Here is a 26734-nt window from a genome sequence, read left to right as displayed (position 1 = left end):
CGCTCAACCGGCCTTCCTGGCGCGGAGCATGGCGGCGACCCGTTCCGCCTCACCGGGCTTGGCGAAGTACCAGCCCTGGGCCGTGTCACAGCCGGTGAGGCGGAGCCGTTCGGCCTGCGAGGCGTTCTCGATGCCCTCCGCCGTCACCGTCAGCCCGAGGGCGTGGGCGAGCTGCACCATCGCGCCGACGATCTGCTCGTCCGCGTCGGCGCGCCGGAACCGGTTGTCCGGGCGCCCGCCCGGGGCCGGGTCGCGGAAGCCCTCGATGAAGCTGCCGTCCAGCTTCAGCACGTGGACCGGGAGCCGGGAGAGGTAGGCGAGGTTGGAGTAGCCCGTCCCGAAGTCGTCGATGGCGATCCGGACGCCCATGTCGGCCAGCGCCTGGAGCGCCTGCACCGGGCGGCCCCCCGGCCCGAGCACGGCGCTCTCGGTGATCTCCAGCTGCAGCAGCCGGGGCGGCAGCCCGGTGCGCTCCAGCACCTGGGCGACATCGGCCACCACATCGGAGTCCCAGATCTGGCGGGCCGCCAGATTGACGCTCACGAAGGTCTCGGTGTCCGGGAACTCCGCCATCCACTGCCGGGCCTGCCGGCAGGACTCCTCCAGCACCCACTTGCCCAGCGGCACGATCGCGCCGGACTCCTCGGCCAGCGGGATGAACCGGTCCGGCGAGAGCGTCCCGTACCGGGGGTGGCGCCAGCGGACCAGCGCCTCCGCGCCGTGCACCGCACCGTCCGCCAGCCCGACCAGGGGCTGGTACTCGACGGTGAACTCGCCGCGCTCCAGGGCCGGGCGCAGCGCGGTGGCCAGGCGCTGCCGGGTGAGCTGGTGGGCGCCGCGGTCGGGGTCGTAGAGGGTCCACCTGGCCCGGCCGTCCGCCTTGGACCAGTACAGGGTGGCGTCGGCGTCCTTCAGCAGGTCGGCCGGGGTGGTCTCCTGCACGGGCCGCTCCACCACGCCCACACTGGCGGTGACCACCAGCTGCTGCCCGGCGATGTCGAAGGGCTGCTCGAGCGCGGCGATCAGTTCGCCGGCCAGCCTGGTCAGCTGCTCACTGCTGGAGCTGTCGGCGACCAGGAGGGCGAACTCGTCACCGCCGAGCCGGGCCACCAGGCTGTCGTTGTCCCGGGAGAAGCCGCGTTCCAGGCGGGCGGCGACCGCGACCAGCAGCTGGTCGCCGACGTGGTGCCCCAGGGTCTCGTTGATGGCCGCGAAGCCGTCCAGGTCCACGTAGCACAGCCCGACCCGGCGGGTGGGGCGGCCGCCGCCCGGCGTGGCCGCCGGCGTCGTGGCGGCGGGCACGGTCACCGTCGCGGTGGCCGCCCCGGCGGCGGGGCCCCCGAGCGCGAGCGCCTCGGTGCTGAGGGTCGCCGGTGCGGACCCGGCCGGCTTTCCGGTCTCGGCGCCGGCCGCCGGGGCGCCCGTCGACGTCTCGTCACCGGCAGGCATGAAGGCGGCGTTGAGGCGCTCGAAGAACAGGGTCCGGTTCGGGAGCCTGGTGAGCGGGTCGTGCAGGGCCTGGTACGCCAGGCGGTCGCCGAGCAGGCGCTGCTCGGTGACGTCCTCGACCATGGCCAGCGTGTAGAGCGGGCGGCCCGATCCGTCGCGGATCAGTGAGATCGTCACATTGCTCCACACGGCCCGGCCGTCGCGGTGCTTGAGCCGCTTCTCCACCCGCAGCCGGTCGCGTTCGCCGCGCACCAGCTCCAGGTAGTGCTGACGGTCGGTCTCCTCCGGGTCGATGATGTCGTGGATGTGGGTGCGGACGAGGTCCGGCAGCTCGCGGCCGATCATCGCCGCGAACGCGGGGTTCGCCTCGATGATCCGGTCCTCGGCGTCGATCAGCGCCATGCCGATTCCGGCGTCGGCGAACGCGGCCCGGAACCGGGACTCGCTGGCCCGCAGGGCGGCGAGCAGCTCCCTCGTGGTGCCGCCCAGCGGGGCCGAGCAGGTGGGGCAGTACACGCACGACTGCTCGTCGGAGCGGGTGGGGAGGCGGTGGGCCTCGTGCCGCTGGTACCTGGTGTCGGTGCCCTCGGCGGTGGCGGTCTGGGCGGGGTGGCACAGTTCCGCGTGCCGCACGCGCTGGCGGTATGCGTCGGCCCCCTCGTTCCGGCCCGGCACGGCTTGCTCCCGTCCGCTGCTGACGCTGATTCCGGCCGGCTCTCCGCACCCGCGGTGGCCGGCATCCCGCACTGTCGAGGCCCCCGGAACTCGGTTCAAGAGCGCTTGCTTGTGGCGCTCGGCGGAGAACGGGGCACTGCCGCTGATCATAGGCCGCGCACGGATCCGGCGGCGACCGCCGGCAGGGTGATTCGTCGGACGCGCCCCGGCCCGGGAACAGGCGGCGGCACCCGTTCGGACACGTGCCGCGCCCCCGGGACACGTCACGGGACGCGGACCGGGGGCGCCTGACGCGCTGTCGCGCGGAAGGGAAGGAAAGGAGGTGTCAGCCCGCCAGCTTGGCGGTCAGGGTGATGGTGGTGCCGGCCAGGGCCTTGCTGACCGGGCAGTTGGCCTTGGCGTCCTCGGCGGCCTTGACGAAGTCCGCCTCGTCGAGCCCGGGTACGTGCCCGGTCACGGTGAGGTGGATGCCGGTGATGCCGGTGCCGGGCTGGAAGGTCACGTCGGCCTGGGTGTCGAGCTTGACGGGCGGCGTACCGGCGCCGGTCAGGCCGTGCGAGAGCGCCATCGAGAAGCAGGAGGAGTGCGCGGCGGCGATGAGCTCCTCGGGGCTGGTCTTGCCGTTCGCCTGCTCCGCACGGGACGCCCAGGAGACCGGGTACTCGCCGATGCCGGAGGAGGCGAGGGTCACCAGCCCCTTGCCGTCGAGCAGGTTGCCTTCCCAAGCGGTGCGTGCGGTGCGGATGGTTGCCACGATCAGGTACCTCCTGTGCTGGGGGAACTGCTGGGTCGTCACGTCCGGCCGTGCGGTGCGGTGGTGGTGCGGCGTGGTGCGCCGTCAAGCCTACGGGGCCGCGGGCGGCGCAGGGCCGAAGGAGCGGAGCGCGTCCTCGGACCGCCCGGCAACAGGGAGCGCGGCGTGCTGTCCGGATGGTGGACGGATGTCCGGAATACCACGGATGGGCCAGTCCTCTCCTGTTAGATTTGCGAAGGCTCGGGGAGGTCCAGCAGGAACGTGGGCCGCCCGGGCGCCGTTCACGCAGCCAGCCTCCGGAGCCGCCCCGATGACTGATCAGCCCACCCAGCCCGCGAACTCTGCCGCCGCGTCCCTCGAAGCGATCGACGAGGCCGTGCGGGCGGAACTGACCAGTCTGCGCGAGAGCATCGACAACATCGACGCGGCCGTGGTCCACATGCTGGCCGAGCGGTTCAAGGCGACCCAGCGGGTCGGGCGGCTCAAGGCCGAGCACAAGCTTCCGCCGGCCGACCCGGAGCGTGAGCGGGACCAGATCACCCGGCTGCGCGCCCTGGCGGCGGGCGCCCACCTGGACCCGGTGTTCGCCGAGAAGTTCCTGAACTTCATCATCGCCGAGGTCATCCGCCACCACGAGGCGATCGCCCGCGCCTGAGCCCTGCAGGGCCGGTCGGACGGGTCCGGCCGGGAGGGCCGCGGGCCCGTCCAGGGCCGGCCGCGTGAGCGCTGGCTAAAGGCCTGATTTCCCGCCGCTTCCCGGACGGCGTTAGCGTGCTGTCTTCCCCCACTCCCCTGGAGGTGGTCCGGCGGTGGCACGCACACCACGGCAGAGCAAGGCCTGGAGTACCGGGCGGCGGCACGGGCGCGAGGACGCGCGGTGCCGTGCGCGCGGCGGCGGTGTGCCGCCGGTGCGATCGCGGTCGGCTTGCGGGCGGTCCGGCCGGTGAGCGCGGGAGCACAGGCGGCCGCTGCTGCCCCGCAGGACGGCCGGTCCGCCGAGGAGGGCCGTCGGCTCCGCCCGGTGCGCCGTACCCGCCCGCCGCGCCGGCGCTGGCCGTGGTGGGTGGAGCTGCCGGTGATGGTGGTGGTGGGCCTGCTGGTGGCGCTGCTGGTGAAGACCTGCCTGTTCCAGGTGTTCACCATCCCTTCGGGTTCGATGGAGAACACGCTGCGGATCGGCGACCGGGTGGCCGTCAACAAGGCGGTGTCCCTCTTCGGGTGGAAACCGAAGCCGGGTGAGCCGGTGGTGTTCAAGGACCCGGGCGGCTGGCTGCCCGCGCAGACCACTGACACCGGCCTGACCTCCGGCGCGGTCGGGGACGCTCTCAGCTTCGTCGGCCTGCTGCCGCCCAAGGGCGACAAGTACCTGGTCAAGCGCGTGATCGCGACCGGCGGGCAGACCGTCCAGTGCAACGGCTCGACGCTGCGGGTGGACGGCAGGCCGGTGTCGGAGCCCTACCTGCACCCCGGCAACGACTCCTGTGAGGGGCTGGACTTCGGTCCGGTGACGGTGCCCAGCGGCTACGTCTGGGTCGAGGGCGACCACCGCAGCGACTCCTCCGACTCCCGGTACCACCAGGAGGGGCCGGGCGGCGGTGCGGTGCCGGTGGCCGACGTGGTCGGCCCGGCGTCAGCGGTGATCTGGCCGCTCGGCCACGCCGACTGGTTCGGCTGGACCGGCAACTGACGCTGACACCAGCGGGGCGCCGCCGAATGCCGCCGTCTCGCCCGTGCGGTCCCCGGCCGGAGCGACGGCGGGGCTGTCGGCCTCGACGGCCTCGACGGCCTCGACGGCCTCGACGGCCTCGACGGCCTCGGCGGTCTCCAGAGAGGCCGGCTTGCTGGTCTGCGCGGCGAAGGCGCCGACCAGTACCAGCAGCCCGCCCACCAGCTGCGGGGTGCCGAGCCGCTCGCCGAGCAGCACCCACGCGGCCACCGTCGCGACCACGGCCTCCAGATTGGCCACCACCCCGGCGACCGGCGGGGACAGGTGCTGCACCGAGGCGACCCCGGTCAGGTAGGCGATCACGGTCGCGACCAGGATCATCCAGGCCGCGGGCAGCAGGGCGGGCAGGCTGAACCCGTTCATGACCACCCGTCCGCCCAGGACGCCCCAGTCGGCCTCCCAGGGCCGGGTGACCGCGGTCAGCACGATGGCGCCGATCAGCAGTCCGTACGCGCTGACCGCCATCGGGTCGACCGGGCGGTCGCCCTCGCGGCCGGCGTCCGCGAGCACGAAGTAGCCGACCTGGCAGCAGGCCGCGGCCAGGCCGAACAGCACGCCGAGCGCGTCGAAGGCCAGGCCGTTCCAGACCTGCACCACGCAGGCCAGGCCGGCCACCGCGACTCCGGCACCGATCATGGCGGCCCGGGTGACCGGCCGGCGCTGGACGTACTTGACGTACCCGAGCAGCAGCAGCGGCCCCAGGTACTCGATCAGCAGGGCCACCCCGACCGGGATCCGGGATATCGCGGCGAAGTAGCACGCCTGCACGCCGGCCACGGCGAGCAGGCCGAAGCCCACCAGCAGGCCGGGGCGCTCCCGGAGGGCGCGCCGGTGCCGGTAGGCGAGCGGGAGCAGGACGAGTGCGGCGCCGGTGACCCGGAGCCAGACCACGTGCACCGGTGACAGGCCCGCCTCGATCAGCGGCTTGGCGGCCGTGCCGGAGCCGCCGAAGGAGAGCGCGGAGACCAGTGCGAGCGGGAGCCCGAGCCTTCTGGCTGTGGCACCGCCGGCGGACGTAGAGCTGTACACCGGGGCATTGTGTCAGCTCGTGGCGACCTTTGTAAGGTGCCATCTCGCCTTTTGGTCCTGCTCTCGGGTGGTTCCTGTACCGGTTGTCGCTTGCCGGTTCAGGGGCCGTCGCCCGGGGCTATCCGGCGCTCTGCGCCCGGCCGCCCGGCTGTCCGGTCGGGCCCGGCGCCGGCTGGGTGGGCGCGGTGGTCGGCTGGGTCGTCGGGTTCGGCCCGGGAGTCGCCGTGCGGGTCGGCGCGGGCCGGGTGGCCGTCGGCCGGGAGGTCGGCGACGAGTCCGTGGAGGGAGTGCCGTCGCCGCCCGGGCCGGTCGGGGTCGCGGTGGGGGAGGCGGTGGCCGAGGGCACGGTCGCGGAGGGCGAGGGCGTCCCCGGGGCGGTGCCGCCCGACGGCGTCGCCGTGGCGGCCGAGTCGCCGGAGGGGCCGGAGAGCAGCGGGTTGTCCGCCGAGGACCCGTCGAAGTCGCTGATCGGCTTCCCGGCCAGGGCGGACTTCATGTAGGCGGTCCACACCTGGGTCGGGAACTTGCCGCCGGCCGCGGCCGAGACGCCGCCGACCCCGTCCAGGGTGACTTGGGCGCCGGTGGCGGGGTCCTGGCCGAACAGGGCGACGGAGGTGACGAGTTCGGGCGTGTAGCCGACGAACCAGACCGACCTGGAGTTGTCGGTGGTACCGGTCTTGCCCGCCACCGGTCGGCCGAGCGCCTGGGCGCGGTAGCCGGTGCCGCCCGGGTCGCTCACCACGCCCTGCAGCATCGTGGTGACCGCCTGCGCGGTCTGCTTGCCGACCGCCTGGGCCGTCTCGGGCGCGGGTAGCTTGACCTGCTCGCCCTCGTGTTCGAGTGACTTCACGATCCAGGGGGTGATCTGCTGGCCGTCGTTGTCCAGGGTTGCGTACACGCCGGCCATGTCGAGCACGCTGGGCGTGGCGGTGCCGAGCGGGATCGACGGGTGGGCCGCCAGCCCGGGGGTGTCGGCGGGCAGCCCCAGCGCGACGGCGGTCTGCCGGACCTTCTCCAGCCCGGTGTCCTGGGCGAGCTGGGCGAAGACCGAGTTCACCGACCAGTCGGTGGCCTGCTGCAGGGTGATCCGGCCGTAGTCCGTGCCGCCCTCGTTCGGCGGGGCGTACGGCGTGCCGGTTCCGCCTGCCACCGGGCGGCCGCTGGTGCCGTCGTAGAGCGTGTCCGGGCTGATCCGGACGCCGTTCTGGGTGCGGGCGCCGCTGTCCAGGGCGGCGGCCAGCGCGATCGCCTTGAAGGTCGAACCGGCCTGGTAGTCCTGCCGGGTGGCGTTGTCCACCCAGTGCCTGGTGGCGTCGCTGCCGCCGTACAGCGCCACCACCGCGCCGGTCTTCGGGTCCACCGAGGCGGCACCGGCCTGGGCGTCCGCGTCCTTCTTCCGCCTGTCGGGGGAGAGGTTGTCGGTGAGCTGCTGCTGGACGGCGTCCTGCAGGTCCTGCTCGCGCTCGGCGTCGACGGTCAGGGTGATGGTGTAGCCGCCCCGGGCGAGTTCGGCGTCGGTGACGATGCCGTGCGAGGTCAGGTAGTCGGTGGCCGCGCCGACCAGGTACCCGGCCTGGCCGGAGAGACCGGGAGCGCTCTTCGGCTCCCGCACCTGGGGGAAGGTGACGGCGGCGCGCTGGTCGGCGGTGAGCCAGTTCTGCTGGACCATGCCGTCCAGCACGTAGTTCCAGCGGTCGATGGCGGCCTGCTTGCCCTTGGGCGTCGCGGTCGAGACGTCGTACGCGCTCGGCGCGTTCAGCAGGGTGGCGAGGTACGCGCCCTGGGCCGCGTCGAGCCGGCCGGCGTCGACGCCGAAGTACGCCTGGGCCGCGGCCTGGATGCCGTAGGCGCCCCGGCCGTAGTACGAGGTGTTGAGGTACCCGGCGAGGATCTCGTCCTTGCTCTGGGTGGCGTCCACCTTGAGCGAGATGAAGAGCTCCTTCACCTTGCGGCTGATGGTCTGCTTCTGGGTCAGGTAGGTGTTCTTGACGTACTGCTGGGTGATCGTCGACCCGCCCTGGGTGGTGCTGCCGGTGGCGGTGTTGAACGCGGCCCTGGTCAGGCCCTTCAGGTTGACCGCGCCCTCGTGGTAGAAGTTCCGGTCCTCGGCGGCGAGGGCGGCGTGCTGGGCGGCGGGGGAGACCTTGTCGAGGCCGACGTTCTGGCGGTTGGTCTGGCCGGTGCGGGCGATCGGGGTGCCGTCCTGGTAGACCCAGGTGTTGCTCTGCGCGGTCGCGGCGGCGTGCGCGTCCGGGACCTTGACCACGATCATGCCGAGCGCGAACAGGCCCACCCCGAGCAGGAGGGAGGTCACCAGGCCGAGCAGGGTCAGCCGCCAGGTGGGTACCAGCCGGCGCCATCCGGTCCGGCGGGGGCGCCGGGGCAGGCGGCCGGTGCGACGGGCGAGCGGAAGCGGGCGGAGGCCGGTGGGCGATATGCGCGGCAACGTGGCGCCTTTCCGGCGAGCCCGGTGACGGTTACTCACACGATCTGGGACGGACGGCAGACCGATTCAGCCTGCCTGATGCCGATGTGTGCCGTTAGGGACCTTTGTCCTGTTTTGTTTCACGATCCTGTAACCGGGGGTTCCGGGGCGGCGGGAGGAACGGAAAAGCCTCAGGGCCTCCTCACCGTAGTGAGGAGGCCCTGAGGCTTGTCTGTGCGCCGCCAGGGACTCGAACCCCGGACCCGCTGATTAAGAGTCAGCTGCTCTAACCAACTGAGCTAGCGGCGCCTGCTGACAGGGAAAACAATACACGTCTCGTGCGGGCGTTCCGAATCGGTCCGCTCGGGCACATGGCGGCGAATGTCCGGCTTGTCCCTGATTGGGACGGCTATCGGTCCGGCTGTCCCGGGTTCGGGCGTCCGAATGTGGCGCGGCTCACCGTCATCCTGGTCGGCCGGGGCGAGGAAGGCCGGAGGGGGAGCCGAACCGCGGGTCGACCCAGAAGGGTGAAGCGATGGGCCGGCGCGCGGAGGCGTGATCGGAACGCCGAAACGCCCGAGGGCCTCCCCGTCGAAACGGGGAGGCCCTCGGGCTGTCTGTGCGCCGCCAGGGACTCGAACCCCGGACCCGCTGATTAAGAGTCAGCTGCTCTAACCAACTGAGCTAGCGGCGCCTGCTGACGTGGAAGACTCTACGCGACTTCGCCCGAATCTCCGAATCGTGATCGGCCGATCACGGCCGGTCGAACGTCAGATGTCCGGGAAGTGGCAGGCGGCGGCGTGGTCCCGGCCCCCGGCGGCGGTCGCGAGAGCGGGGGGCTCGGTCTCGCAGCGCCCGCGGCGGTCAGCCGGGACGGCGGCGTAGACGGGGCAGCGCGCCCGGAAGGGGCAGCCGGCGTGCCGCTCGGTGGGAGAGGGCGGGTCGCCGGCCAACAGGATGCGCTCACGACCGCGTTCGGCGGCGGGGTCGGGCAGCGGGACGGCCGAGAGCAGGGCCCGGGTGTACGGATGCCGGGGCCGCTCGAAGACCTCCCGGGCCGCGCCGGACTCCACCGTCCGCCCGAGGTACATCACGCTGACCCGGTCGGAGAGGTGCCGGATCACCGACAGGTCGTGCGAGACGAAGAGGTAGGCGAGTTGCAGCTCTGCCTTGAGCCGCTGGAGCAGGTTGAGCACGCCGGCCTGCACCGACACGTCCAGCGCCGACACCGGTTCGTCCAGCACCAGCAGCTGCGGCCGGACCGCGAGCGCCCGGGCGATGGAGATCCGCTGCCGCTGCCCACCGGAGAACTGGTGCGGGTAGCGGGTGGCGTGCGCCGGCTCCAGTCCGACCTGGCGGAGCAGTTCGGGCACCCGCCGTCCGATCAGTTCGCGGGAGGCCCCCTGGGCCAGCAGCGGCTCGGCGACGATGTCGGAGACCGGCATCCGCGGGTCCAGGCTGGCCATCGGGTCCTGGAAGACGATCTGGATGTCGGAGCGCAGCCGGTGCGCGGCCGCGCGGTCGAGCCGTGCGGTGTCCTGGCCGAGGAGTTCGATGGTGCCGGCCTCCGGCCTGGCCAGGCGCAGCAGTTCGAAGAGCGTGGTGGACTTGCCCGATCCGGACTCGCCGACCAGGCCCAGGGTCTCGCCGCGCCGGATGTCCAGCTCGACGCCGTCCACGGCGTAGACCTCGCCGACCTTCCGCTTGAAGACGCTGCCCCCCAGTACCGGGAAGGTCTTGGCGAGTCCGGTCACCCGCAGGACCGGCTCGCGTTCGTCCCGGGCCGTCTGGTCCGCCGGTCCGGCCGGCAGCTCCGGCACCGGGTAGACCTCGCTCGGTGCGGGGGCGCGTTCGGCCAGCTCCGCGGCCTTGACGCAGGCCGCGAGGTGGCCGTCGGCGCCGGTCAGCGGTGGTTCGGTGGCGCGGCAGCGGTCCTCGGCGAGCGGGCAGCGGGCCGCGAACGGGCAGCCGGGCGGCAGGGCGGCGAGCGAGGGCGGGCTGCCGGGGATCGGGACCAGCGGGCCGCCGCCGCCGTCCAGCCGGGGCACCGCGCCGATCAGTCCGAGCGTGTACGGGTGCCTGGGGCGGGCGAACAACTCGTCCACGCCTGCCGTTTCGACCACGCGCCCGGCGTACATCACCGCGACCCGGTCGGCCATCCCGGCGATCACGCCGAGGTCGTGGCTGACCAGGACCAGTGCTGCGCCGGTCTCGCGCTGCGCGGTGCGCAGCACGTCGAGCACCTGGGCCTGGATGGTGACGTCCAGGGCGGTGGTGGGCTCGTCGGCGAGCAGGACGTCGGGGTCGTTGGCGATCGCCATCGCGATCATCGCGCGTTGGCGCATGCCGCCGGAGAACTCGTGCGGAAAGCTGTCCAGCGCGCGGTCGGGGGAGGGGATGCCGACCAGGTCGAGCAGTTCGGCGGCCCGTCCGCGGGCCGTCGGCTTGTCCAGGTCCTGGTGGATGCGCAGGGCTTCGACGATCTGGTCGCCGATCCGGTAGACCGGGGTGAAGGCGGAGAGCGGGTCCTGGAAGACCATGGCCACCCGGCGGCCCCGGATCGCGGCCAGTTCCCTGGCGGGCAGGCCGACCAGCTCGCGCCCGTCCAGCCGGACCGAGCCGCCGACGGTCGCGGTGGACGGCAGCAGGCCGAGGACCGCCAGCGAGGTGACGGACTTGCCGGACCCGGACTCGCCGACGATGCCGAGGGTCTCGCCGCGCCGCAGCCGCAGGTCCACCCCGCGTACCGCCGGGGTGCCGTTGAACTCGACGGTCAGGCCGTCGACCGTCAGCAGGTCCGTTTCCACGGCCGCCTTCACTTGCTGCTCCGGGGGGTGCGACGGGACTTGCGGGGCTCGCGGGCCCCTTCCGAGGTCGGGTCCAGGGCATCGCGCAGCCCGTCCCCGATCAGGTTGATCGCCAGGACGAAGAGCACCAGCAGCCCGGCGGCGAAGTAGAACAGCCAGGGGTAGACGGGTGCCTGGTCGGTTCCGGCGGCGAGCAGGGTGCCGAGCGAGACGTCCGGGGCGCGGACGCCGAAGCCGAAGTAGGAGAGCGCGGTCTCGCTCATCACTGCGCCGCCGACCGCGATGGTGGCGTCGGTGATCAGGAAGGAGGCGACGTTCGGCAGGATGTGCCGCAGGATGATCCGCAGCGGCTTGACCCCCATGAACTGGGCCGCCCGGACGAACTCCCGCTCGCCCAGCGAGCGGGTCATCGAGCGGACCACCCGGGCGGTGATCATCCAGTTGAAGGCGGCCAGCAGCGCGACGAAGGCGATCCAGCCGGCTCCGCGAAGCTTTGGCGAGACGATGGTGATGATCAGGAAGCTGGGGAAGACCAGCATCAGGTCGACCACGAAGGTGAGCGCGCGGTCGGTCCAGCCGCCGAAGTAGCCGGCGCAGGCGCCGACCAGCGAGGCCAGCCCGGTGGAGCAGAGCGCCACCAGCAGGCCGATGATCAGTGACTTCTGCAGGCCGCGCACGGTCTGCGCGAAGACGTCCTGGCCGAGGCCGTTGGTGCCGAACCAGTGCTGTCCGGACGGCGGTTGGCGGATCGCCAGGTAGTCGGGGGTGGCGTAGTTCCAGGGCGTCAGGTACGGGCCGCCGAAGGCGAGCAGGAAGAGCAGCAGCACGATGGCGCAGCCGACCAGCACCCCGCGTGCGGCCAGCATCCGGCCCAGGACGAGTCTGAGCCGGCCGGCGGGAGCGGCCTCCTCGGGTACCTGGAGGGGAGGGTTGTCGGCGAAGACGGCGGTCATGTCGATCGGCTCCTCAGGGCCGTACGCGCGGGTCGAGCGCGGCGTGCAGCAGGTCCGCGAGGAAGCCCGAGGCCAGCACCACCACGGCGGCGAACAGGTTGACCGCGACCACCGAGTTGACGTCCTGCTCGTTGATCGCCTGGATGAACCACTCGCCCATGCCGTGCCAGCCGAAGATGGTCTCGGTGAAGGTCGCGCCGGTGAAGATGCCCAGGAAGCTGTAGGCGAACATGGTCGACATCGGGATGATCGCGGTGCGCAGCCCGTGCTTGAGCAGTGCCCGGCTGCGGGTCAGGCCCTTGGCCTCGGCGGTGCGCAGGTAGTCGGAGCCGAGCACGTCGAGCATGGTGCCGCGCTGGTAGCGGCTGTACATCGCCAGCCCGCCGAGGGCCAGCGAGAGCGTGGGTAGCAGCAGGTGCAGCGCCCAGTCGCCGAGATGGGCCCCGATCCCGCCGGCCAGCCCGGGGGTCTCGTACCCGGTGAACGGGACGACCTCGTGGCCGAGTGCGTCCTTGGCGGCGATGGCGCCGTTCTTCAGCAGCAGGGCCACCAGGAAGACCGGGGTGGAGAGCAGCACGAAGGAGAACAGGGTCAGTGCCCGGTCGGAGATCCGGTACTGGCGGATCGCGCTCCAGGCGCCGCCCGCCACGCCGAGCAGCATCCCGAGCAGGCTGCCGATCAGCAGCAGCCGCAGCGACACCAGGATCCGGCGCCCGAACTCGGCGTTGACCGAGGTGTTGTGGATGGTCCGGCCGAGGTCGGCGCGCAGCACCAGATCGCCCGCCCAGGTGCTGAAACGTTCCACCACCGGGGTGTGGTCGTTGATGTTCAGCTCCGTCAACTGCCGGTCCACCGAGGCGGTGGACGGGCGGGGCTGCTTGGCCTCGAAGTACGCCCTGGGGCCGAGCGCGGTGCTGGAGAGCGCGTACGCCAGGAAGACCGCGACGACCAGCAGGACGACGTAGTACCCCAGGCGCTTGACCAGGTAGCGGATCACCGCCCACCACCGGGGGAGCTGTTCGGGAGCCTGCTGGACATGATCAATGGCCTTCGGTGAGCGGGTACTTGACGCACGTTCGCGCAGCAGTTGTACGACAGATGCGGTCGGTCGTCCAGGGGGTGCGGCGCCCGCGGCTTCGGCCCGGCGGGGGAAGTCGCAGGTCAGAGTCTTGCAGGCCGGTGCTTACGGAGTATTGCGGCAGTGTTTCGGCCCGTTGCGATTCGATCAGTCGCCAACGCGCGCCTCTGGTGGCCGAGTTGATCGCCTGTTACGTTCCTCCTCACTGGACGCCCGAGTTGGCTGCTCACCTTCAAGGCTTGCCATGCCCGGCCGCGCCCAATCATTCGAAGACTCTCCGGGGGAGCCCCTCATGGACGCATCCACCACTGCCCGCGGCCTCGGTCGGGCCGCCGTCGCCGCGATCGCCCTGGCGCTGACCGTCACCGGCTGCAGCTCCGGTGGCTCGGGCTCCACCGGTGATGTGGCCAAGACGGTCGCCCCCGTCCAGGACGCCGACGACATCAACGCCCAGCCGCTGGACAAGATCAAGGACGGTGGCGAGCTGCGGGTGGCCCTGCCGCAGTGGATCACCCAGTGGAACCCGTACCAGGTGGACGGCCGCTACGGCGACGCGGTCGACATCATGGGCTACGTCGAGGCGAAGATCTTCCGCACCGACGCCAAGGGCGTCTTCCACCCGGTGCCGGAGTACCTGGCCTCGGCCGAACTCACCTCCACCTCACCGCAGGTGGTGACGTACAAGATCAACCCCAAGGCCAAGTGGTCCGACGGAAAGCCGATCTCCTACCAGGACTTCAAGGCGGTCTGGCAGTCCACCAACGGCAAAGCCCAGGGCTACAACATCGCGGACTCCTCCGGCTACGACCAGATCTCCGGTGTGGAGAGGGGTGCGGACGACCAGGAGGTCAAGGTCACCTTCAGCACCCCGTACGCGGACTGGCAGAACCTGTTCAACCCGCTGGTGCCGGCCTCCATGCTGGCCACCGCGGACGTGTTCAACACCGGCTCGGTCGAGAAGGTCGCCGTGTTCGGCGGGCCGATGAAGATCGGCAGCATCGACAAGAGCGCCCAGACCGTCACCCTGGTGCGCAACCCCGACTGGTGGGGCACCCCGGCCAAGCTGGACAAGATCACCTATCGGGCGATGGACTACCCCGCGATGACCCAGGCCTACCTCAACAACGAGATCGACGAGGCCCCGGCGAGCACCTCGACCGCGTACAACCAGCTCAAGGACGCCAAGGGCACCCGGATCAGCACCGGCACCCCGTGGGACGAGGTGCACATCTCCTTCGGCGGCAACGGCGCGCTGGCCGACCAGACGGTCCGTCAGGCGATCGGCCGGGCGATCGACCGCGACGCGCTGATCAAGGTGGTCAACCAGGGCATGCCGATCCAGTTCAAGAAACTGGACAACCACCTCTACATGCTCAACCAGGCCGGCTACCGGAACAACTCGGGCGACTGGGCCGCGTACTCGCCGGACGTCGCCAAGCAGCTGCTGGACAAGGCGGGTTGGAAGGAGGGCGCGGCCGGAGCGCCGCGCACCAAGGACGGCCAGTCGCTGGAGCTGCACTTCGTGGTCAGCGACGGCAGCACCCAGCAGCAGTCGGACATGGTCTCCGCGGTGCAGAACATGCTGCAGCAGGTGGGGATCAAGATGGACATCGACAAGGTGTCCAGCAAGGAGTACTTCGCCAAGTACGTCGACCAGGGCAAGTTCGACCTGGCCAGCTGGCGGAACACCGACTCCTTCCCGCTCTCCCAGGGTGTCACCAACTTCCGGGCGCCCGAGGGCGACAACGTGTTCGGCAACTACTCCAAGCTCAGCACCCCCGAGATCGACTCGCTGCTGAAGAAGGCCGCCGCCACCCTGGACAAGGCCGAGGCCGACAAGCTCTACAACGAGGCCGACGCCAAGATCTGGGAGCTCGGGCACACCATCGAGATCTACCAGCGGCCCAGCATCCTGGCCGTCCGCAAGGACCTGGCCAACGAAGGGGCCAGCAGCCTCGCCAACTCCGACATCACCAAGATCGGCTGGTTGAAGTGATCCGGAGCCGCCGGGCCGGTCGAGGGCATGACGAACGGCAGGCGGAGCTGGCGAGCAGCGCGGTGATCACGAGGCCGATGGTACGGACACGGGAGGGCGGTGGCTCCGCCTCCAAGTCCCGCCATCGGCCTTGACCTTCCGCGTTGCTCGCAGACCGCCCGTGTCGTCTTCTCGTTCCAACGTTGGGAGGGAATCTATCCGGCGGCCCGGAGTCGACCGGGCAGCTTCCACAGGGCACGCCCGGGAGCCGGCGGGCTGTCACCCGGTTCGCGCACTGCGCCGTCAACTGTCGCTGACACCAGGGCAAAACGGCTGGAAGTAGCCCGTACGGCGTGCCGCAGCGGTGCGTCCGCCGCCCGTTCCGGGGTGCCCGCCGCCGCGCCGGCCACGCTGCTGTGCACCCTCGCGGGCAGCAGCGGGGTCCTCGCGGCCGGGCTGGTCACCGCCGCCGCGGTGGCCGCGGGGATCACCCTCAGTGCACGGCGGGGCCGCTGAGGCCTGCGCGCCGCGCTTCGGGTGCTTTGTCGGCGGGTCGTGCGAGCATGGCCCGTTCCGTCGTCCCGAGGAGAAGAGAAGCCATGCCCTCCGCCTACGAACAGCTCTCCGACCTGCCGTACGGTCACCTGCTCCGCCCGCACACGGGTCCGCTCCGCGGGGACGAGCGCTACGACACCGTCCACTTCGACGGCGGCTGCTACCAGGACCAGGCCGCGGGCGGCGCGAGCTTCCTGGAGTGCGCCTTCACCGGCGTCGAGTTCAGTGGCGTCAAGTTCCGCCAGGCCGGCTTCAACGAGGTCTGGGTGCAGGGAAGCCGCTGGGTCGCGGTCGCGGTGCCCGAGAGCGAGTGGCAGGACAGCGAATTGCTCGGCACGGTGCTCGCGGGCGTTTCGGCGTACGGCTCCGCGCTGCGCCGGGTGGTCTTCCGCCGCTGCAAGCTGGAGTCGGTCAACCTGCGTGGTGCCGTGCTGCGCGACGTCCTCTTCGAGGACTGCCTGCTGCGCGACGTGGACTTCGGCGAGGCCAGGCTGACCGACGTCTCGTTCCCCGGCAGCACCCTGGAGGAGGTCCGGTTCGGCAGCGCGCAGCTGCGCCAGGTGGACCTGCGCGGCGCCGTCCGGCTCGGCCTCGCGGACGGACCGGACGGGCTGCGCGGAGCGCTCATCTCCACGACCCAGCTCTTCGAACTGGCTCCGCAGTTCGCTCAGGCGCTGGGCATCACCGTCAAGGACCGCTGACAACCCGTTCACTTCTGCTCAGCCGGGCGAAGCGAGGCTGAACAGTCCGACAATCCTTGCTGCACGGCCATGGGCCCCCGGACCTGCGCAGATATGCTGCACGATCGGTGGCGTGGACACAACGTGTGTGCACAACATCGAGACTGAAGGGACGGTCGGCCCCAGATGGCTGAGCTGAGTCGTAGGAAGTTCATGTCGCTGTCCGCCAGTGCGGCGGCGAGTGCGGCGGTCGCCGGAACGGTGGCCGGTGCCGACGCGCCGTCCGCTGCGGCGGCCACCGGTGCCGGCCTGAGCACCACCGGCACGATCACCGACGCCCGGCACATCGTGATCCTGATGCAGGAGAACCGCAGCTTCGACCACTACTTCGGCACACTCAAGGGCGTCCGCGGCTTCGCCGACCGCAGCGCCATCCAGATCGCCGGCGGCTACAGCGTCTTCAACCAGCCCAACGGCCTGTTCTCCCGCCAGTACCCGTGGGCCTTCAACGCCGCCGACTCCGGTGCCACCTCCGGCGCGGAGATCAAGGCCCAGTGCAACGGCGACCTCGCGCACTCCTGGTCCGACCAGCACAAGGCGTGGAACGGCGGCAAGATGGACTCCTGGGTGTCCGCCAAGTGGACCGACCGCACCCTGGGCCACCTGCAGCGCTCCGACATACCCTTCCACTACGCGCTGGCCGACAACTGGACCGTCTGCGACGCCTACCACTGCTCGATCCTCAGCGCCACCGGTCCCAACCGCACCTACCACTGGAGCGGCATGATCGACCCGGCGGGCACCGCCGGCGGCCCGGCGTACGACGGCGGCGACGAGAAGGGGCTCCACTGGCAGACCTACGCCGAGGCGCTGGAGAACGCCGGGGTGAGCTGGAAGGTCTACCAGAACGCCGCCGACAACTTCGGTGACAACGCCCTCGCGTACTTCAACCAGTTCGCGAGCGCCCCGGCCGGCAGCGCGCTGGCGGTCAAGGGCATGGGCTCCGTTCCCAAGGTCACCGGCAGGACCCCGGACGACATCGCCGCCGCGATCAGGGCCGACGTGCTGGCCGGCGCCCTCCCGCAGGTCTCCTGGATCGTCGCCGACCAGCAGTCCTCCGAGCACCCGTACGCCACCCCCGAGGACGGCGCGCACTTCGTGCACATGGTGATGGACGCGCTGAACGCGGACCCGGACGTCTTCAACTCCACCATCCTGCTGCTCAACTACGACGAGAACGACGGCTTCTTCGACCACGTCCCGCCGCCGGTCGCCCCGGCCGGCACCCCCGGCGAGTTCTACAACGGCACCAACATCGGCCTCGGCTTCCGGGTCCCACTGATAGCCATCTCGCCCTGGAGCCGCGGCGGCTGGGTCAACTCCGAGATCTTCGACCACACCTCGGTGCTGCGCTTCCTGGAGGTCTGGACGGCTGCCATCGGCTCGCCCGCCGGCTGCGTCAACATCAGCGACTGGCGCCGCAAGGTCTGCGGCGACCTCACCGGCGTCTTCGACTTCGCCAACCCGGTGTACGGGATGCCCTCGCTGCCGGACACCTCGCAGACCATCGGCCTGGCCACCTGCGGCCCGCAGTTCAACCCCTCGCCGAGCAACAACGCGCTCCCCGCCCAGGAGCCCGGCACCCGCCCGGCCCGCGCCCTGCCCTACCAGCCGGGTGCCAACCTCGACCACCTGGAGTTCGGCTCCGGCGGTGTGATGAAGGTCTGGCTGAAGATGGCCAACGAGGGCGCCCCGGGCGCCACCTCGGCGCACTTCGCGGCCTACGCCAACGCCTACCGCAGCGGCGGCCCGTGGCAGTACACCGTCGACCCGGGCGGCAACACCAGCGACTTCTTCAACTGCGGCACCAACTTCGGCAACGGCGCGTACGACCTCAGCGTCATCGGCCCCAACCGCTTCCTGCGCCGCTTCCAGGGCGACGCCACCAAGCCCGGCAAGTCGGTCACCGTCACCGCCTCGTACGCGCCCGCCCCCGACACCGGCCGGCTCGCCGTCTGGTTCAGGCTCGACAACGCGGACAGCGCCCCGGTCACCTTCACCATCGCTTCCAACGCCTACCGCACCGACGGCCCCTGGACCTACACCGTCCAGCCCGGCGGCAGCACCAGCGACTACTTCAACGCCGTCGCCTACACCAACGGCTGGTACGACTTCACCGTCACCGTCAGCTCCGACTCCACCTGGTCCCAGCGCTTCACGGGCCACCTGGAGACCGGCGGCCCGAGCGTCTCCGGCTGAGCCGACCACTGCCCGACTCCGGCCCCTGTCCCGCGAACTCGCGGGGCGGGGGCCGGAGTCGGTGCGGCTGCCGGTCGCGGGCGCGGGGGGCGAAGCGGCGGGTGGATGCGACGGTCAGGGCCTGCAGCGGCGCAGCATGGCGATCAGCGGCGGCGCGTCCGGGCTCGGCTGCGTCCGGTTGATGGCCCGGTAGCCCCACGACTCGTACAGGGCGAGCCCTCGCAGTCTGACGCGCCATACGGGTGGTTCCTGAAGTCACAAGCCTCGGAGGCCGTCGGGCCTGCCGCCGCCGTTCACTCGCTGCTGCGCCGCCCGGCGGCGAGGCGGGCCTCGAAGCCGTCGAGGATGGCCTGGAGGCCGAACTCGAAGCTGCTGTCGGGTGCTGCGGAGTAGTCGGTGGCGGCGGTGGTGTCGAGGCGCTCGCGCAGCCGCGGGAACCGCATGGCGATCTCGGTGGCCCGCGTCATGGTGTCGGTCAGCAGTTGTTCGACGTCGCCGCCGTTCTTGCCCAGCCGCCGGGTCAGTGAGACCTGCGCGGCGGGGGCGAGGGCGCTGCCGAGCACGTAGATGAACACCGTGGCGGCCGCCCGGTCCGCGTCGGCGGCGGTGAATCCCGCCTTCTCGTAGACGGCGAGGCTGTGGTCGTCGTGGCGGGCCTTGCCGGGGCCGTAGTGCAGATGGCTGCCGAACGCCTGCCCGAGCCACGGGTGCCGGGTGAGCATCGCGTGCATGCCGGTGGCCATGGCCGTGGCCGCCGTCCGCCAGTCGGTGGTGGCGAGATCCGGCAGTTCCACCTCGTCCCAGATCGCGTCGCCGGCCAGCCGGACCAGGTCGTCCTTGGTCTTGATGTGCCAGTAGATCGCCGTGGCGGCCGAGCCGAGCCGTTTGCCCAGGCTGCGCATGTTGAGGCCGTCCAGTCCCTCGTCGTCCAGCAACTCGATGGCGGCACGGACGATCTGGTCTGCGGTCAGGGTGTCTCGTGGCATGACCGCCAGCTTAGTTGAACTAAGTTCAGCCAGATACTTGCACTTAGTTCAATAGTGCCCCTAAGGTCGGAGCTGTACTTAGTTCAAGTCTCCGAGGGGGAAACGATGTCGCAGGAGAAGCTGTCGGAGTTCGTCGAAGCGACGGCCGGGGAGTTCGGCATCCCGGGCGTGTCCGTCGGGGTGCTGGTGGGCGGCCGGGAGATCCGTGCGTCCCACGGCGTGACGAGCCTCGACAATCCGCTGCCGGTCGACGAGGGGACGCTGTTCCACATCGCCTCGACGACGAAGACCTTCACCGCGACCGCGCTGATGCGCCTGGTCGAAGAAGGAAGGGTGGAGCTGGACGCGCCGGTGCGCCGGTACGTTCCCGAGCTCGAACTCGCCGACGAGCGGGCCGCGGCGGAGATCACCGTGTTGAACCTGCTCAACCACACCGCAGGGCTGGACTGGAACCTGGTCGACGCCGACGAGGGGGACGGGTCCCTGGCCGCCTTCGTGGCGAAGCTGGCCGAGCTGGACATGATCGCGCAGCCCGGTGCCCGGGCCTCGTACAGCCAGGCCGGCTACAACCTGGCCGGGCGGATCATCGAGAAGGTCACCGGCCTGACCTACGAGAAGGCCGTGGCCGCGCTGGTCCTGGAGCCGTTGGGGCTGTCCAACACCTTCTTCGACCTGGACGAGGTCATGGTCCGGCGGTTCGCCGTGGGGTACAACCGCGGCGAGGACGGGACAATGCGACCCGCGCAGCCGTGGAAGTCGTGGCGCGCCGGCGAACGCGGCAACAACCCCGGCGGGGGCATCGTCTCCTCGGTGAGCGACCTGCTGAGCTGGGCCCGGTTCCATCTCGGCAGCGGGGACGGCGTCCTCTCCGCCGAGGCGCTGCGCCGCATGCGGGACCGGACGGTCGAGCTGCGTGCCAGTTCGCTCGGTGACGGTTTCGGCATCTGCTGGTTCCTGCGCGAGGTGGACGGTGTCCACACGATCGGGCACGGCGGCTCGGGCAACGGCCAGTTCGCCGAGCTGCTCATCGTGCCCGAACGGGACTTCGCGGTGGTCTCCCTGGCCAACGCCGGCCCGGACGGCTACCTCTTCAACCAGGCCGTGGCTCGCTGGGCGCTCGAGCACTACCTCGGCGTGGTCGAACAGGAGCCGGAGCCGGTTCCCCACGACGAGGCGCGGGCGCGGGAGGTCGTCGGGCGCTACGAGATCGACGCCATGAACCTCGACATCGCCGCCGACGGCCACCGGCTCACGCTGGCGGTCGGGATCAAGCCGGAGATCCGCGAGGCGTCGGACGCCGACATGCCCCCGGACTACCCGGCGGCCGCCATGGGCTTCCTGCCCGGTGACGGCGACGAGTACATCCTCACCGGGGGCGGTCTGAAGGGACAGCGCGGCTTCTTCACCCGCGACGAGAGCGGCGCCGTCGTGGGCGTCGACCTCGCAGGCCGGCTCTTCGGCCGGGTCCCGGACGCATCCTGACGAGACGGGTGGAGGGCGGTCCGGAGCGGGCCGCCCCTGACGCCTCGCCGGCTTGCCGTGGCGGCCTGACGCGCCGCACGGGTGGTCGCGCGGAGAGCGAGTGCTTTCGGGGCCTCGCCCGTTCCGCGGGGTCGGAGGGCGATCGCCGCCTCGGCGGGCCGGTCTGCGGGTTTTTTGGTCCCGAGCTGATCGGATCCGTGGGATCGTCGACCAGCGCGAGGTCGCGTCGTCATCGTCCGCTCCTGTGGGCTCCGGCCGATCTCGTGGGTTTGCGGCGCTGCAACCTTGGGGGAACGTTGCTCGGCTCTTTCATCGGCGGAATAGTCATCGGCCTGCTCCTTGCGGCCGGTTCCGTGGCGGGGTTCGTGGTCGGCACGAAACGTGTCTCCCGGCCAGAAGGGCATGCGGCGGCGGATGGCGACTTCGCCACCGCGGTGCAGCCGTCGGCACCAGATCCTGTGAAGGCGCCGGCTCCGGTGAGACAGGGCCGACGCGCCACGAGCGGCCTCGCCGAGGAGTTGCGGCTGGAGATCGACGCGCTGAGCGTGGACCTGGACCTCGTGCTGGCCAACCCGCTCACGGCCGATGCCGACCCGGCCGAACTCGCCGCGCGTCGCAAGGCCGAGGCGGCGCTCAAAGCCGCCGTGCGGGTCCGGGATGATGCCGGTGCGTCCGGTCGGCAGCAGTCCATCGCCTCGATCCTGCAACAAGGCCGTTCCTCGCTCGACGAGTTGATGGTCCGTCGCCAGGAACTCCGCGACGCGGAAGCCGTGATCGGCGAGTTCCGCGACCAACTGGCCGCACTTCCGGTCGACACGGGGGCGGCGACGCCCGACCCCGCCGTACTCGCCGAGTACCGCAAGGCGGAGGCCGCGCTTGAGCGGGCGGTGGAGGCGGCCCGGGGGCTGGAGCGGGAGAGGCTCAAGCGGGTGCTGGGCGCCGTCGGGACCGGCCGGGTGGCAGTGCTGCGCCTCGAAGCCCTCCTCGCCGGTCGGCCGGTGCCGTTGGAGCTGATCACGCCGGAGGAACTCGCGAAGTCCGAGTGGGACCTGCGGCCGGGGCTCACCCCCGATCGCTTCTACTACGAGGGGCGGGGACCGGCCGAGATCGTGATCGACCGGCCGGTGCCGGGGAAGGCCGCCCTGCTAGACCTGGTGTGCGAGGGCGCCGACTACAAGAAGCTGGCCCTGATCACGCGGTCCGGGGCGAAGACCACGGAGGAGCGATTCTTCAGCGATTCGGACCCCTACCGGGGTCGGGAGCTGGTGCCGGCTGAGCGGACGCACGTCCGGATCGAGACCGAGCCCAAGTGCCAGTGGTCGCTGCGATTCCGCCCGCTCCGCGACGCTCGCCCGCTGACCGGGAGCCTGCGCGGCCAGGGCCCTGAGGTGCTGCTGTGCCCCGAGTCCGGCAGCCTGCGCCTCACCGCGCACCTGAGGCAGCCCGGGGAGAACGGAGAGGTCCGGTTCGTCGACGAGTCCGATGTCGAGGGCGGTGTGGAGATCGACTGGTCCGGGGACGCGGGCCGCATGGTTGCCCACGGCCTGGGGACCTTCCGTCGTACGGAGTCCGTGGACGGGCCGGGTCTGCTGGTGGTGAGGACCCCGGGGACCTGGGAGCTCAAGCTCGCACGATCCTGAGCAGTCACCAGTCATGGGAGGCGCGCCGAGCACCGCGCGGTGGGCCGCCCGCCCGGGTGGCGCCATCGAATCCCGTCCCCGGCTGCCATCGGCCCTGCCGTCGGTGCGATCGACCCTGGCGAGGGCGGCCCGATCCCCCGTACCTTCGGCACCCTGCTGACACCCCGGACGGCCGCCCGCCCGAGTGCCCCGCCCCGCGCCCCTGCGGCCGTGGCGCCGCAGTGGCCGGATCCCTTGCCACCGCCCGGAGCGGCGCGGAGCCGGGGCCGCACCGGTGGCATACCCGGCGGCGTAGTGTGACAGTGAGGGAGGCCCATCGTCCGATCAGGACCCGAGGAGGAGACATGGGCATCTTGGACAGGCTGCGTGGCAAGGCCCACCAGCACCACGAGAGCCAGCAGGAGCGCGCCGCCCTCGCCCACGAGCGTGAGGCTCTCGCCCACGACGAGGCCTCCGATGCCTACAGCGCCGAGACCGAGCGGGCCCGCGAGGAGGCCCAGCGGGCGGCGGAGCTCAAGGAGCAGGACGAGAGGCGCGCCTCGGACATGACCTCCGAGGGCGACCCCTGGGACTGATCGACCCAGGACCGACCGGTGGGACCGATCTGTCCCATCGGCCAACCAGCGCACAGCGGGGCGCACCCGACCGGACAGGGCGCGCCCCGCTGTGCCATGCCCCTTCTGGCGCCAAGCCCTCGGCCCGGTCGGGGCTCAGCGCGGCGGCAGCGGCGGGCGCCGCAGGTCCGGTCGCGGTACGTCGGGCGGCGGCGGCACGGTGGCGGGGTGGTCCTCCAGCAGGTCCATCGCCATCCGGACCGCGGTGACCAGCTCGGTGTGCTCGCCCCTGGCCCAGTCGTGCGGGGAGCGCAGCACCTGGACGTCCGGGTCGACCCCGTAGTTCTCCACCGAGAAGCCGATGCCCCCGAGGAAGTAGGACGCGTTCTTGGGCACCGAGATCGCGGTCCCGTCGCCGAGCACATGCCGGCCGGTCATCCCGACCACCCCGCCCCAGGTGCGGGTGCCGACCACCGCGCCCAGCCCGAGCAGCTTGATGGCGGTGATGATGACGTCCCCGTCCGAGCTGGTGGCGTGGTCCGCGAGTGCCACCATCGGGCCGCGCATCGCGTCCCTGGGCCAGCGGACCGGCTCCCTGCCCCGGCTGAAGTCCCAGGCCATCACCCGGCGCCTGAGCTTCTCCAGGACGAGCTCGGAGACGTTCCCGCCGGCGTTCCCCCGGACGTCCAACACGACCGCCGGGCGGTCGAGTTCACGGCGCAGGTCGCGGTTGAACTGGGCCCAGCCGGAGCCGCCGAGGTCCGGGATGTGCAGATAGCCGCACCGGCCGTCGCTGAACTCCCGCACCAGGTAACGGCGTTTGATCACCCAGTCCTGGTAGCGGATCGGCCGCTCGTCCGTCAGCGGGGTCACCGCGATCCGCCGTACCCGCTTCTGCGGCCCGCTGCGGAAGGTGAGTTCGACGCTGCTGCCTCCGGTGCCGGCCAGCAGCGGCCCCACCCCGCGCACCGGGTCGGGCGGCCGCCCGTCGACGGCCAGCAGCTCGTCGCCGTCGCGCAGACCGAACCCGGCCAGCGGGGCGCGCGCCCGGGGATCGGAGGACTCGCCGGGCAGGATCCGGTCCACCACCCACCGCCCGTCCGGTGTCCGATGGACGTTGGCGCCCAGCAGGCCGAACGGCTGTTGGACCGGCGCCGGACCCTCGCCGCGCCGGGACGGGGTGACGTACGCGTGCGAGGTGCCCAGCTCGCCGAGGAGCTCGCGGAGCACGTCGGCGAAGTCGTCCGGACTGGCGATGCGTTCGAGTAGCGGCTCGTACTGGGCGATCAGTTCGGGCCAGTCCAGGCCGCACATGTCGGCGTCCCAGAACTGGTCGCGGACGATCCTGGCCGCCTCCCGGTACGACTGCCGCCACTCGGCGGCGGGGTGCACGGTGTGCGTGATGCGGCGCAGGTCGACGGAGAGCGGCGGCGCGGCCGAACCGAGCTGGTGGAGGGTGAGCGAACCGCCCGAGTACACCAGGACGGCGCTCCCGTCGCCGGAGACCGAGAAGCCGTCCAGCCGGTCCACCACGGTGCTGCGGACGCCGTGCGCCAGGTCGAAGTACTCCAGCGACGGGCGGCCCGAGATGTCGGCGGGGTTGGCGAAGGTCTGCCCCAGCGCACCGGAGATCGGCCAGCGCAGCCAGAGCACGCCGCCGCGCACCGGCGCCGTGGCCGAGTACTTGGAGGCGATCACCGGGAAGGCCACCAGCCGGGAGGCGAGTCCGGCCGGATCCACCCGAACCGTGCCGTCGCCCCGCGCCATGCCGGGGTCGAGGCCGACCGGGGGCCGTCCCTCCGCGGCCGCGGCGAACGGTGACGGGGTGTCGTCCGCCAACGGCACCAGATAGGGGCGGCAGCCGAGCGGGAAGGACATGTCCCCGGTGTGCACGTCGTGCACCGGGTCGAAGCCGCGCCAGGACAGGAAGACCAGGAACCGCCCGTCCCGGGTGAACACCGGATGCTCGTCCTCGAACCGTCCGCCGGTCACCTCGACGACGTGCTCGGGCGCATCCACCCGGGCCAGCTTGATGCTCCGCAGCGAGCGCCCGGCCACCGGTTGCGACCAGGTCAGCCAGAGCGAGTCCGGCGAGAAGGCCGGGCTGCTCACCGGCCCGTAGGAGGAGGCGGCCACCTGGCGGACAGCGCCGTCGACGGCCGAGACCAGCAGCAGGCGCCCGTCCGAGGCGGACACCGCCAGGGTGTGGCCGTCGGGGGTGGCGGCCAGTTCGAGCGCCCGGCCGATCCGGCCGGCGGCGATCCGGCGGGGCGCGGCGGCCCACGGGCCGTCCGGGCCGTCCTCGGACCGGCCGGGCGCGGGCAGTACGGCGATCTCGATAGCGTCCTCGCCCTCGGCGTCGGTCACCCAGGCCACCTGGCCGGTGTGGCCGAGCATCACCGGAAGCCTGGTCCGCACCCCGGGTCTGTCGGCGAGTGCCCTGGCGGGGCCGTCCCGGTGGCTCAGCCAGTACTGGCTGCCGCGCACGGTGACCACCGCGGCCCGGCCCGTGGCGTCGCAGACCAGGTCCTTGACCTGCAGGGCGGCGCTGACCTGGTACGACCGGCGCCCGGCCCGCGAGCCGCCGAGCGGGACGTCGAGCCGGTGCGGATGCGGGGCGTCCAGGCTCTCCAGCAGCCAGAGATCGCCCGCGTGCTGGTAGATGATCCGGGTTCCATCGGTGGTGGCCTCGCGGGCGTAGTACGAGGCGTGGTCGGTGTGGCGGCGCAGGTCGGTGCCGTCCGGACGGACGGAGTAGACGTTGCCGACGCCCTCGTGGTCCGACAGGAAGGCGATCCGGTCGCCGACCGGCATCGGGGAGGCGAGGTGCCCCTCGTGGTCGGGCAGCAGCTGGGTGCGGTCCAGCCAGAGCCGGCCGGTGGCGCCGCCCCGGTAGCGCTTCCACGAGGCGGGTTCGTGCGGGGCGGCCGCGGTCAGCAGCACCGTGTGCTCGGCCCCGACCTGGGCGTCGTTGACCGGCCCCCAGGGCATCCGGCGGCCCGGCGAACCGTCCGGCGGCAGCGCGTACGCCCAGGTGTAGTGGCTGAACGGCTGGTGGTACGAGGTGACCGCGAGAACCTCGCCGTCCGGCAGCCAGCCGCGCACCCGGGTGTCCTGGCTGCCCCAGTAGGTGAGCCGGACGGCCTCGCCGCCGGCGGTCGGCGCGGTCCACACCTCGGGGGTGAGGGTCTGCCAACTAGTCCAGGCGATGGTGGAGCCGTCGGGGGAGAGCCGGGGGTGGCTGACCCTGGTCCGGTCGCAGCTGACCCGCCACGCCCGGCCGACCGTACCGTCGGTGGCGAGCGGGGCGGCCCAGACGTCGTCCTCGGCGGTGCAGGTGAGCAGGCCGCCGCGCAGATGGGGAAACCTCAGATAGCCGGGCGCGGTCACCACTCCATGCTTCGGTGGGCTGCTGCGGGCCGCAACCGGGACTGCTCCCCGTGCTCCGGTCGGCCGACGGCGTGGACGGTGCGCCAGGAGACCGCCGCGGTCAGGTCGTTGGAAGCAGGCGGGACGGCCCGTCCCGGGCGCGTCGGGGCGGGAGTCCCGGCCTCATGACAAGCGGCACCGGAACCCGCCGCCGAGAACGCCGGAAGGCCCCTCGCTGCTGCGAGGGGCCTTCCGGCTGTCTGTGCGCCGCCAGGGACTCGAACCCCGGACCCGCTGATTAAGAGTCAGCTGCTCAGATCGGGAGAGCGGCGGGTAGG

General features: G+C 71.8%; 18 protein-coding genes and 2 tRNA genes. 9 read left to right on the top strand and 11 right to left on the bottom strand.

The features are described 5' to 3' along the window. Positions 1 to 3 precede the first annotated feature (3 nt). Together ACWDAK_RS09210 and ACWDAK_RS09205 are read right to left on the bottom strand one after the other, a co-directional pair. Positions 4 to 2082 carry a putative bifunctional diguanylate cyclase/phosphodiesterase gene (locus ACWDAK_RS09210; RefSeq protein ID WP_427394297.1) on the bottom strand — a complete coding sequence of 693 codons (2079 nt, stop codon included), beginning with the start codon at positions 2080 to 2082 and terminating at the stop codon, positions 4 to 6. 367 nt (positions 2083 to 2449) lie between these two features. Further along, entirely contained in the window at positions 2450 to 2878 is a 429-nt protein-coding gene (locus ACWDAK_RS09205; protein WP_427394296.1) for an OsmC family protein, read from the bottom strand. Between the two features lie 310 nt (positions 2879 to 3188). On the opposite strand from ACWDAK_RS09205, the gene ACWDAK_RS09200 reads away from it, so the two are divergent. Continuing rightward, complete coding sequence (locus tag ACWDAK_RS09200; RefSeq protein ID WP_344636233.1) at positions 3189 to 3533, top strand: chorismate mutase; 345 nt, start codon at positions 3189 to 3191, stop codon at positions 3531 to 3533. Between the two features lie 288 nt (positions 3534 to 3821). Beyond that, positions 3822 to 4565 (top strand): signal peptidase I, encoded by a 744-nt coding sequence (gene lepB / locus ACWDAK_RS09195; protein WP_344636232.1) that lies wholly within the window; start codon positions 3822 to 3824, stop codon positions 4563 to 4565. Here lepB and ACWDAK_RS09190 read toward each other — a convergent pair. The 7 genes from ACWDAK_RS09190 to ACWDAK_RS09160 form a co-directional block, all read right to left on the bottom strand. Then, the gene (locus ACWDAK_RS09190; RefSeq protein WP_427394295.1) at positions 4509 to 5633 is read right to left on the bottom strand and encodes an EamA family transporter; all 1125 of its coding nucleotides are present in this window, start codon (positions 5631 to 5633) and stop codon (positions 4509 to 4511) included. The two genes, lepB and ACWDAK_RS09190, sit on opposite strands and share 57 nt — an antisense overlap. A gap of 118 nt (positions 5634 to 5751) precedes the next feature. Next, positions 5752 to 8079, bottom strand: a complete 2328-nt coding sequence (locus ACWDAK_RS09185) for a transglycosylase domain-containing protein (RefSeq protein ID WP_427394294.1) — start codon at positions 8077 to 8079, stop codon at positions 5752 to 5754. Positions 8080 to 8293: 214 nt separating this feature from the next. Next, a tRNA-Lys gene (locus ACWDAK_RS09180) sits at positions 8294 to 8367 on the bottom strand. Between the two features lie 311 nt (positions 8368 to 8678). Continuing rightward, positions 8679 to 8752 (bottom strand) — tRNA-Lys (locus ACWDAK_RS09175). A gap of 76 nt (positions 8753 to 8828) precedes the next feature. After that, positions 8829 to 10865, bottom strand: coding sequence for an ABC transporter ATP-binding protein (locus tag ACWDAK_RS09170; protein WP_427394293.1), 2037 nt, complete (start codon positions 10863 to 10865; stop codon positions 8829 to 8831). 8 nt (positions 10866 to 10873) lie between these two features. Continuing rightward, positions 10874 to 11818: an ABC transporter permease gene (locus ACWDAK_RS09165; protein WP_344636228.1), complete on the bottom strand. Its 945-nt coding sequence runs from the start codon at positions 11816 to 11818 to the stop codon at positions 10874 to 10876. A gap of 13 nt (positions 11819 to 11831) precedes the next feature. Next, positions 11832 to 12815, bottom strand: coding sequence for an ABC transporter permease (locus ACWDAK_RS09160; RefSeq protein ID WP_344636227.1), 984 nt, complete (start codon positions 12813 to 12815; stop codon positions 11832 to 11834). Between the two features lie 373 nt (positions 12816 to 13188). Here ACWDAK_RS09160 and ACWDAK_RS09155 point away from each other — a divergent pair, with 373 nt between their 5' ends. From ACWDAK_RS09155 to ACWDAK_RS09140, 4 genes are all read left to right on the top strand, one after another. After that, positions 13189 to 14892 (top strand): ABC transporter family substrate-binding protein, encoded by a 1704-nt coding sequence (locus tag ACWDAK_RS09155; RefSeq protein ID WP_344636226.1) that lies wholly within the window; start codon positions 13189 to 13191, stop codon positions 14890 to 14892. Between the two features lie 366 nt (positions 14893 to 15258). Next, a complete protein-coding gene (locus tag ACWDAK_RS09150; RefSeq protein WP_344636225.1) occupies positions 15259 to 15387 on the top strand; it encodes a hypothetical protein in 129 nt (42 codons plus the stop codon). 83 nt (positions 15388 to 15470) lie between these two features. Then, a complete protein-coding gene (locus ACWDAK_RS09145; protein ID WP_344636224.1) occupies positions 15471 to 16127 on the top strand; it encodes a pentapeptide repeat-containing protein in 657 nt (218 codons plus the stop codon). 165 nt (positions 16128 to 16292) lie between these two features. Then, positions 16293 to 18365 carry a phosphocholine-specific phospholipase C gene (locus ACWDAK_RS09140; protein ID WP_427394292.1) on the top strand — a complete coding sequence of 691 codons (2073 nt, stop codon included), beginning with the start codon at positions 16293 to 16295 and terminating at the stop codon, positions 18363 to 18365. Between the two features lie 293 nt (positions 18366 to 18658). Here the strand turns inward: ACWDAK_RS09140 and ACWDAK_RS09135 are convergent, their stop codons facing one another. After that, the gene (locus ACWDAK_RS09135; protein WP_427394291.1) at positions 18659 to 19351 is read right to left on the bottom strand and encodes a TetR/AcrR family transcriptional regulator C-terminal domain-containing protein; all 693 of its coding nucleotides are present in this window, start codon (positions 19349 to 19351) and stop codon (positions 18659 to 18661) included. A 105-nt stretch (positions 19352 to 19456) separates the two neighbouring features. Between ACWDAK_RS09135 and ACWDAK_RS09130 the strand changes: the two genes are divergently transcribed. The 3 genes from ACWDAK_RS09130 to ACWDAK_RS09120 all read left to right on the top strand — a co-directional run bounded on the left by ACWDAK_RS09130 (position 19457) and on the right by ACWDAK_RS09120 (position 23048). After that, a complete protein-coding gene (locus tag ACWDAK_RS09130; RefSeq protein ID WP_427394290.1) occupies positions 19457 to 20833 on the top strand; it encodes a serine hydrolase domain-containing protein in 1377 nt (458 codons plus the stop codon). A gap of 476 nt (positions 20834 to 21309) precedes the next feature. After that, on the top strand, positions 21310 to 22473 hold the full coding sequence (locus tag ACWDAK_RS09125; RefSeq protein ID WP_344636220.1) for a hypothetical protein: 1164 nt from the start codon (positions 21310 to 21312) through the stop codon (positions 22471 to 22473). A gap of 344 nt (positions 22474 to 22817) precedes the next feature. Further along, positions 22818 to 23048: a hypothetical protein gene (locus tag ACWDAK_RS09120; RefSeq protein WP_344636219.1), complete on the top strand. Its 231-nt coding sequence runs from the start codon at positions 22818 to 22820 to the stop codon at positions 23046 to 23048. A gap of 135 nt (positions 23049 to 23183) precedes the next feature. On the opposite strand, the gene ACWDAK_RS09115 is transcribed toward ACWDAK_RS09120, so the two are convergent. After that, a complete protein-coding gene (locus ACWDAK_RS09115; RefSeq protein ID WP_427394289.1) occupies positions 23184 to 26417 on the bottom strand; it encodes a S41 family peptidase in 3234 nt (1077 codons plus the stop codon). Between the last annotated feature and the right edge of the window lie 317 nt (positions 26418 to 26734).

Source organism: Kitasatospora sp. NPDC001175 (assembly GCF_053598215.1).
The sequence above is the reverse complement of the archived record's forward strand: the minus strand, read 5'-3'. Positions and strand labels throughout refer to the sequence as shown.